The sequence below is a fragment of the Caulobacter segnis genome (genome assembly GCF_003243465.1).
In the GTDB taxonomy this organism is placed as follows: Bacteria; Pseudomonadota; Alphaproteobacteria; order Caulobacterales; family Caulobacteraceae; genus Caulobacter; species Caulobacter segnis_A.
The window spans coordinates 21,092-29,597 of sequence record NZ_QFQZ01000062.1 but is presented as its reverse complement, the minus strand read 5'-3'; the positions used below and the strand labels follow the sequence as shown (position 1 = coordinate 29,597).

Here is an 8,506-nt window from a genome sequence, read left to right as displayed (position 1 = left end):
CTGGTGGCGGGGGGCGGGATCGAACCGCCGACCTGTGGGTTATGAATCCACCGCTCTAACCATCTGAGCTACCCAGCCATCGCCAGGACGGACGGGGGTCATACGCCCAAGCGCGCTTCGCATCAAGCATCTACAAAAGCATTCCGTCCAGCGCCGCTTCCAGGCGTCGCGCCAGCTGGTCGGGACCGTACTCACCCAGCACCAGCGTCCGGGCCGCTTCCCCCATCCGCCGGGCGCCGTCGCGGTCGCCGATCAGCTCGCCGAGCGCCTCGGCCAGACGGTCGGCGTCGTCGCCCGGGACGAGGCGGCCGTTGACGCCATCCTTGATCATCTCGACCGGCCCCTCGATCTCCGAGGCCACCACGGGCAGGCCGACGGCCATGGCCTCCAGCAGGGTCAGCGGAAAGCCCTCCTGGTGCGAGGGGAAGGCGAAGAGATCGCCCGTGGCCAGGAAGCCGGCGACGTCCTGGCGCCAGCCGACCAGCTTGACGCACGGGTCGAGGTCCAGCTCGCGGATCAGGGCCTCGAGCGCGGCGCGCTCGCCGCCCTCCCCGGCGATCTCGCAAACGACTTCCAGGTCCCACGCGCGCAGCTTGCCGATGGCGCGGATCAGGACGTCGAAGCCCTTCTTGGGATGCAGGCGACCGGCGGCGACGATGCGGACCGGCCCCTCGGCGCGGGTGAAGGGCTCGGCGCGGGCGGTCGGCGGCTTCACCGCGTTCGGAATGAAGTGGACATGGTCGGCGGGCGCGCCGCGCTCGATCGCCAGACGCGCCAGGTGCTGGCCGACGCACAGATAGTGGACGCCGGGCCGGATATCGAAGACGGGCTTGTGCACGCAAACCGCCTGCACGGCGCCGGCCGGCGCGGCCTTGGCGAAGATCCGGGCCGGGCGCTGCCCGTGGCTGAGGATCAGGTCCGGCCGCACCGCGCGCACCAGGGACCTGGCCGCCCCCACCGTCAGCGGGTCCCAGTCGGTCAGGGCCGGCATGGTCGAGAGCGGCGGCGTCCGCGCGCCTTGCGCCAGCGCGACCTTGCCGCCCTTTCGCACCACGCCCACGCAGCGGCCGCCATGCCGCGCGGCCCAGGCCTCCAGGATCGGCTGGTAGTCGAGGAACACCTGCTCGAGGCCGCCCAGCCCCTTGCCCAGCATGGCGTGCAGGATGTTGCTCAAGACGGGCTCCAGGGGTGGCTTGGCGGGCCGGGACCATCGTGGCGCCCGGCTGCGGTGTCAACGCGGGAGCTAGGCGGTTGATCCCGCAAGAGCCAGCCGGTCCGCCACCGCCTCGCCGATCGCCAGCGAACTGGTCAGGCCGGGGCTCTCGATGCCGAACAGCGCCATCAGCCCTTCCAGGCCATGGTCCTCCGCACCGCGCAGCTGGAAGTCGGGCTGCGGCTCGTCGGGGCCGTGCAGCTTGGGCCGCACCCCGGCGTAGTCGGGGGTCAGGGCGCCGTCGGGCAGACCGGGCCAGAACTTGCGGATATAGGTGGCGAAGGCCTCGGCCCGCGCCGGATCGACCGAATAGTCGGGCGCGGGGACATATTCGAGATCCGGCCCGAACACCGCCTGGCCGCCCAGGTCGTTGCGGTAATGCGTGCCCAACGCCCCATGGATCGGCGGCGGATAAATCAGCCGCTGGAAGGGCGCCTTGCCCGTCAGGCGGAAATAGACGCCCTTGCCGTAGTGGGCCTTGGGGATGCGGTCGGCTGGATAGCCTTCGATGGTTCCCGCAACCGCCTGCGCGGAGAGGCCCGGCGCGGTCACCAGCAGGCGGCAGGTCAGGCTGGTCGGATCGGCGCCGCCCGCTCGCACCTTGAAGCCGCCGCCAGCCAACGGCTCGGCGCTCTCGAACGGGGTGGACAGCACCACCGCCCCGCCGGCCGCCTCGATCTCGCCCTGCAGGGCCAGCATGTAATCGTGGCTGGCGAAGACGCCGCTCTCGGGCGACAGAATGGCGGCGTGAGCGTTGAGGCCCGGCTCCAGCGCCCGCGCCTGCTCGCCGGTCAGCCGTTCCATGCCCTCGACGTCGTTGGCCAGGGCCTGGTCCCAGATGGCGTCGAGGCGCGGGATCTCGTCCTGGCTGGTGGCGACCACCAGCTTGCCGCAGCGCTTGTAGGCCACGCCGTGCGCGTCGAGGAACGCGTACAGCAGCCGCCGCCCCTGGACGCACAGCCGCGCCTTAAGCGAGCCCGTCGGATAGTAGAGGCCGCCGTGGATGACCTCGGAATTGCGGGAGGAGACGCCCTCGCCGATATGGCCGGCGGCCTCCAGCACGGCGACCGTCAGGCCGCGCCGAGCCAAGGCGTAGCCGCAGGCCAGACCCACCGCTCCAGCCCCCACCACGACGGCGTCGAAATCGTACTCGGTCATTTCAGGGTCGCCGAATGCTTGACGGCGCGGATACGGACGCGCCGCTCCGTCACCGTGTAGAAGATCACGTAGAAGCCGTAAGGGGCCGCGCGCCATCCTGGACGGCGGAGCGTCTCGGGCGCCGCGAATGGGAAGTCGGCGATGGCGACGCAGCGCGCGAGAAGCTCATCGAGATAGGTCTCCGCGCGGCTTGGATTGTCATCGGCGATATAGTCGCGGATGCGCAAAAGATCACGCTGAGCTTCCGCCGAAATGACGAGCTGGCGCTTCACCCGCGAGACGGCGCCAGACGTTCTTTCAGACCGACTCGAAGCGCCTTGAAGAAGTCGTCGGCGTCGACATCGGTCGATGGATCATCGGTCTGTTCCAACGTGTCGAGCAGCGCCTCGAGCTTCTCCGATCCGCCGACGATATCGGCCGCCCGGCGATAGTTGAGTTCGGCCAGTTCGGCCGCCAGCCCCTCGTCCAGCGACGCGAACTCGCCGCGATCGACCCGCGCCTGAAGGTCCGCAGCGTCCTCGGCGCTGATCCGCACCGTCACCTGGCTTTGATCGACCGGCCTGTTCATGCCCAAAGCCTAACACGAACCTCCGCCCGCGCCAGCGGGGCGAAACCGGAAACAATTGACAGCGCCGTCGGATCGGACATGGTCGCGCTTTCGCGAAGGGCGCCAAGACGCCCAGGACCGTCCGCAGGGGACGAGGTGGGGAAACCATGACCGACGCCACGCCGGCCGCGCCCGCGCGCAACCTGCTGATCGACACGCTGCGCGCCTTCGCCCTGATCGGCGTCTACATGGTCCACATGTTCGAGCAGTACGAGATCTACTGGGCGGCGCCGAAGGAGAACCTCACCCACGCGATCTTCACGACCTTCTTCATGGGCAAGGCGTTCAGCCTGCTGACCCTTTGCTTTGGCCTGAGCTTCTTCCTGCTGATGGACAAGGCCGACCGGCGCGGGACCGACTTCTCGGGACGGTTCGCCTGGCGGATGGTCGTGCTGGCCCTGATCGGCGCGGCCCACAGCCTCGTCTATCGCGGCGACATCCTGATGGTGCTGGCGCCGCTGGGCCTCGTCCTGATCCCCTTCCATCGGGCCGGCGGCAAGACGATCCTCGTCGCGGCGGGACTGCTCCTGGTGCAGCCATGGCTGCTGGTCCAGATCGCCGCGGCGGCCTCGGGCCAGGCCTGGGCCAATGCGACGCCGAATAGCTGGGCCGACACGGGACCGGCCTTCTACCGGACGGCCTCGCTGGGCCAGATGCTGGCCTGGAACGTCTGGGAGGGACAGAGATTCAAGTGGTGGTTCTTCATCGAGACCGGCCGGCTATTCCAGATCCTCGCCCTGTTCCTGGTGGGCCTGAGATTGGGCCGCGCGGGCGTGTTCGACGCGCCCGAGCGGTTCACGGCGCAACGCCGAGCCGTGCTGCTGCTGCTCGTCGCCGTCGCCATCGCCTGCCACTACGGCGTCGCCCCGCTGTCGGCCATGCTGCCGGACGCCACCGCCGCGCCGATGGCGCGCAAGCTCGTCGCCACCCTGCTGGGCGGCTGGTTCGACGTGGCGATGATGGGCGTCTATGTGCTGCTGATCGTCGAGGCCTATCAGGGCCCGGCCCGGGCCCTGCTCGAACGCCTGGCGCCGATGGGCCGCATGACCCTGACCTTCTACGTCCTGCAGTCGCTGATCTGGGTCCCGATCTTCTACGGCTTTGGCCTGGGCGCCTGGAAGTGGCTGCCGCAATCGACGGCGCTCTGGCTGGGCGTCGGCTTCCTGGCGGTCCAGGCGATCGTGGGGACGCTATGGTTCAAGCGCTTCCACTATGGCCCGCTGGAGTGGGTGTGGCGCGCGGCGACGTACATGACGACGAAGGTGCCGTTCGTGAGGTGAGGTCCGGACAGGTCGAGCGGCGGGTTGAGGTGGTTAGCGGACGCGTTGAAATCCCTCTCTCAAAGAAAGAGGGATTTCGCGCGGCGTCCGCTCAGGGTCGCCAGCAGCCCCGCGCTTCCATCCAATAGCCCCCGCCTACCCTTCCCACTGCGCCCACAGCGCGTCTTCCGCCGCCTTGGCCGTCTTGACCGAGGCCTCCTTGACGTGGCCGAAGCCGCGGATCTGCTGTGGGATCTCGGCGATCTTCAGGGCCAGCGGCAGGCTTCCCACGCAGAGGCCGGCGACCAGACGGTCCAGCGTCACCTCATACGAGGCGATCAGGCCGCGCTCCATCTTGCGCTCCTCGGTCTTGCCGAAGATGTCGAGCGCGCCGCCGCGCAAGCCCTTCATTTTCGCCATGACCGGGAAGGCCAGATCCAGCATCCAGCCGCCGAAGGCGATCTTCTTCGGCTTGCCGTCCGCGCCCTTGGGCGCCAGCAACGGCGGGGCCAGCCAGACCTTGGCCTTGCCGCCCTTGAAGGTCCCGGCCAACTCGGCCGCGAAGCGCCCGTCGGTGTACAGGCGCGCGACCTCGTACTCGTCCTTGTAGGCCATCAGCTTGTAGAGGTTGACCGCCGCCGCGCGGGTCAGCGGCAGGGCGCTGTCGGCGCCCGACACCGAAGCCTCGGCGGCGCGGACCTTGGCGATCTTGTCGGCGTAGCGCTGGGCGTAGGCGGCATTCTGGTAGGCGGTCAGCTCCCGGATGCGGTGGGCGATCAGGTCGTCCAGCGGCAGGGTCTCGGGCGTGGCGACCTTGTCCTCCTTGACCTCGATAGACGACGGGTCATGGGCCACGCGGCGGCCCAGCTCGAAAGCTTGCAGGTTGGCGTCGGCGTCCACACCGTTCAGCTTGATCGCGCGATAGAGAGCCCTGCTGGAGACCGGGATCACCCCGCGCTGCCAGGCAAAGCCGACCATTATCATGTTCGCGTAGATGGCGTCGCCGAACTGGCTCTCGGCCAGGTGCTGGGCCGGGCAGGCGTCGAAGGTCTGGGTCGCGCCTTTGACCCGCCGCGCCATGGCCCCGCTGTCGAAGCGGATGTCGCGGCTGGTGACGAAGTCGGCGGTCGGGGCGAAGTCGCTGTTGCCGAAGGCGCGCGTGCGGTCCTTGGCGTAGAGCGACAGGCCCTCCGGCGAGGCGGCGACCAGCAGGTCGCAGGCGATCAGCACGTCGGTGCTGGCCGCCGGCACGCGGCCGCCGACCACGGTCTCTTCCGTCTCGCCGATCTTGACGTGGCTGAACACCGAGCCGCCCTTCTGGGCCAGACCCGTCATGTCCACGACGCTGCCGGCGCGGCCGTCGATGTGGGCGGCCATGGCCAGGATCGAGGCCACGGTCGTCACGCCGGTGCCGCCGACGCCCGTGAACAGGATCTTGCGCACGCCGGTCAACGGCTCGAACTCGGGCAGCGGCGTAGACTCGGCCGTCAGGGCCGCCGGGGTCTTCTTCGACTGCGCGTTCTGCGCGCCTTCCAGGGTGATGAACGAGGGGCAGAAGCCCTGCACGCAGGAATAGTCCTGATTGCAGCTGGACTGGTTGATCTTGCGCTTGCGGCCAAATTCGGTGGCCAGCGGCTCGACCGAGACGCAGTTGGACTTCACCGAACAGTCGCCGCAGCCCTCGCAGACCAGCGGGTTGATGAAGACGCGCTGGGTGGCCTTGGGCATCGAACCGCGCTTGCGGCGACGGCGCTTCTCGGTGGCGCAGGTCTGGTCGTAGAGCAGGACCGTCACGCCCGCCGTGTCGCGCAGCATCTCCTGCACGCGGATCAGCTCCGAGCGCGGGAAGATCTCGACGCCGGGCGCCAGGCCCTCGACGCCCTCGTAGCGCTTGAGATCATCGACCACGATGACGGTCTTCTTGACCCCCTCGGCCGCCAGCTGGCGGGTGATCTGGGCGGGGGTGAAGCCGCTCTCGGCCCGCTGGCCGCCGGTCATGGCGACGGCGTCATTGTAGAGTAGCTTGTAGGTGATGTTGGTCCCGGCCGCGATCGCGCCCCGGATCGCCAGCGAGCCCGAGTGGTTGTAGGTGCCGTCGCCCAGGTTCTGGAAGACGTGCTTTTCGCTGGTGAACGGCGAAGCGCCGACCCAGGTCAGGCCCTCGCCGCCCATGTGGGTGTTGAGGTCCGTCGAGGGGTCGTTGAAGCTGGCCATGTAGTGGCAGCCGATGCCCGCCAGCGCCCGCGAACCCTCGGGCAGCTTGGTCGAGGTGTTGTGCGGGCAGCCCGAGCAGAAGAACGGCTTGCGGGCCTGATCGGCGGCCAAGCTGACGGCGGCGACGCCGGCTGCTGATACTCGGTTCAGATAGGCCCGCGCCCGCTCCATGTGCGGGCCGTCGGGCAGGCGGTCGTAGATGGCCAGGGCGATTTCCGCCACGGACAGCGAGCCGAGCTCCGACAGCAGCGGCCCGCCCTTCTCGTCGGTCTTGCCGATCACGCGCGGACGCGCCTGGGCGGGCAGGTCATAGAGCGCCGCGCGAGCCTGGGGCTCGATCAAGGCGCGTTTATGCTCGATGACCATCAGGGTCTCGAGGCCGGCGGCGAAGGCGCGCAGGCCCAGGGGCTCCAGCGGCCAGGGCATGCCGACCTTGTAGATCGAGACGCCGAGGTCAGCGGCCTCCTGCAGGGTCATGCCCATGGCCGTGAAGGCTTCTAAGACGTCCTTGTAGGCCTGGCCCTGGCAGACGATGCCGAGACGGGCCTTGCCGACGCGCACGTGGGAAGCGCCCAGCACCACGCGGTCGATCCCGTTGGCGCGGGCGAAGGCCAGGGCCGCCGGAAGCTTGTGGAGCCGCATGCGCCGCTCCTTCTCCATCGGCTGGTCCTTCAGCCGGATGCCAAGGCCGCCGGGCGGGAACGCGAAGTCGGGGGTAATGAGCTTGTGACGGTCCAGGGAGACGTCGATGGTCACGCCCGAGTCCATGGTGTCGGCCAGGGCGATCATGCCGGCCCAGAGCCCCGAGAACCGCGACAACGAAAGGCCCAGGATGCCGTAGTCCAGCACCTCCTGCACGTCGGCCGGCGCCAGCACCGGCATCTCGAAGTCCTGGAAGGCGTATTCCGACTGCGACGGGAGGGTCGAGCTCTTGCAGTTGTGGTCGTCGCCGGCCACCGCCAGCACGCCGCCGGTCGGGAAAACGCCGGCGAAGTTGGCGTGCTTGAAGACATCGCCGGTGCGGTCGACGCCGGGCGCCTTGCCGTACCACATGCCGAACACGCCGTCGTAGAGGGCGCCGGGGAAAAGGTTGGCCTGCTGGCTGCCCCAGACGGCGGTGGCGGCGAGGTCCTCGTTGACCCCTTCCTTGAAGACGACGTCGTGAGCGGTCAGCAGCTTGTTGATGCGCGCGGCCTGCTGGTCGAGTCCGCCTAGCGGAGAGCCGCGATAGCCGGACAGAAAGCCGGCCGTATTCAATCCAAGCTTGCGATCCAGCCGCTTTCGATCCAGCAGGACCCGCAGCAGCGCCTGCACGCCGGTGATGAAGGCTCGACCATCTTCGAGCACATATTTGTCGTCGAGCGTGACTTCCGAGTGCCGCATGGCAAAAATTTTCCTCCCGGGTCTTCCCGCCCGTAACGCAATATCTTATAGAAGCGCGGAAATTGTTTGCCCAAGGCGTGCCCGACTCGGGGCCGTTTTGCGCACAAAGTGAGCGTCACAGCCCGCTGGGGGGAGGAATTCTTGTCCGAACAACTCGACGCCGTGGATGCCAAGATCCTCGATCTCATCCAATACGACGCCGGACTGTCCGTCGCAGAGATCGCCGAACGCGTCGGCCTGTCGTCCAGCCCGTGCTGGCGCCGGATCAAAAGGCTGGAGGACGCCGGCGTCATCCAGCGCCGCGTGACCATCCTGGACCGCGAGAAGCTGGGCCTGGGCTTCGAGGTCTATTGCACCGTCAAGCTGTCCCTTCCGACCAAGGAAAATCTGGACACGTTCGAACAGGCGGTCGCCAAGTGGGCCGAGGTCGTCCAGTGCGCCACCGTGACCGGCGCGGCCGACTACGAGATGCGCATCGTCACCCGCGACATGCGCGCCTTCGACGAATTCCTGCGCGACAAGCTGCTGTCGCTGGGCCTGGTGAGCAACATCGAGAGCCGCATCGTGATCCGCGGCGTCAAGAACTCGACCGCCGTGCCGCTGGGCCTGATCAGCCCGTATGTGAGCCCGCTGGGCTGACGTAGTCTTAAGCGTAAATGGTGTGAGCCCGCT

The 8,506-nt window shown here is 68.4% G+C and carries 7 protein-coding genes and 1 tRNA gene; 2 read left to right on the top strand and 6 right to left on the bottom strand.

Features of this window, described 5'->3' with window-relative positions:
• Position 1: 1 nt before the first annotated feature.
• From DI526_RS17100 to DI526_RS17080, 5 genes are all read right to left on the bottom strand, one after another.
• Positions 2-78, bottom strand: a tRNA-Met gene (locus DI526_RS17100).
• 52 nt (positions 79-130) lie between these two features.
• On the bottom strand, positions 131-1,174 hold the full coding sequence (locus DI526_RS17095; RefSeq protein WP_304280562.1) for a glycosyltransferase: 1,044 nt from the start codon (positions 1,172-1,174) through the stop codon (positions 131-133).
• Between the two features lie 69 nt (positions 1,175-1,243).
• A complete protein-coding gene (locus tag DI526_RS17090; protein ID WP_304280560.1) occupies positions 1,244-2,371 on the bottom strand; it encodes an NAD(P)/FAD-dependent oxidoreductase in 1,128 nt (375 codons plus the stop codon).
• Positions 2,368-2,643 (bottom strand): type II toxin-antitoxin system RelE/ParE family toxin, encoded by a 276-nt coding sequence (locus DI526_RS17085; RefSeq protein WP_304280559.1) that lies wholly within the window; start codon positions 2,641-2,643, stop codon positions 2,368-2,370. Before DI526_RS17085 ends, DI526_RS17090 begins: the two co-directional genes overlap by 4 nt.
• Complete coding sequence (locus DI526_RS17080; protein WP_304280557.1) at positions 2,640-2,912, bottom strand: hypothetical protein; 273 nt, start codon at positions 2,910-2,912, stop codon at positions 2,640-2,642. The genes DI526_RS17085 and DI526_RS17080 overlap by 4 nt, the downstream gene beginning before the upstream one ends.
• A gap of 173 nt (positions 2,913-3,085) precedes the next feature.
• On the opposite strand from DI526_RS17080, the gene DI526_RS17075 reads away from it, so the two are divergent.
• Positions 3,086-4,258 carry a DUF418 domain-containing protein gene (locus DI526_RS17075; protein ID WP_304280556.1) on the top strand — a complete coding sequence of 391 codons (1,173 nt, stop codon included), beginning with the start codon at positions 3,086-3,088 and terminating at the stop codon, positions 4,256-4,258.
• Between the two features lie 135 nt (positions 4,259-4,393).
• Here DI526_RS17075 and DI526_RS17070 read toward each other — a convergent pair whose 3' ends face one another.
• Positions 4,394-7,834 (bottom strand): indolepyruvate ferredoxin oxidoreductase family protein, encoded by a 3,441-nt coding sequence (locus DI526_RS17070; protein WP_304280554.1) that lies wholly within the window; start codon positions 7,832-7,834, stop codon positions 4,394-4,396.
• A gap of 141 nt (positions 7,835-7,975) precedes the next feature.
• Here DI526_RS17070 and DI526_RS17065 point away from each other — a divergent pair, with 141 nt between their 5' ends.
• Positions 7,976-8,473, top strand: a complete 498-nt coding sequence (locus DI526_RS17065) for an Lrp/AsnC family transcriptional regulator (RefSeq protein WP_304280552.1) — start codon at positions 7,976-7,978, stop codon at positions 8,471-8,473.
• Positions 8,474-8,506: the final 33 nt, after the last annotated feature.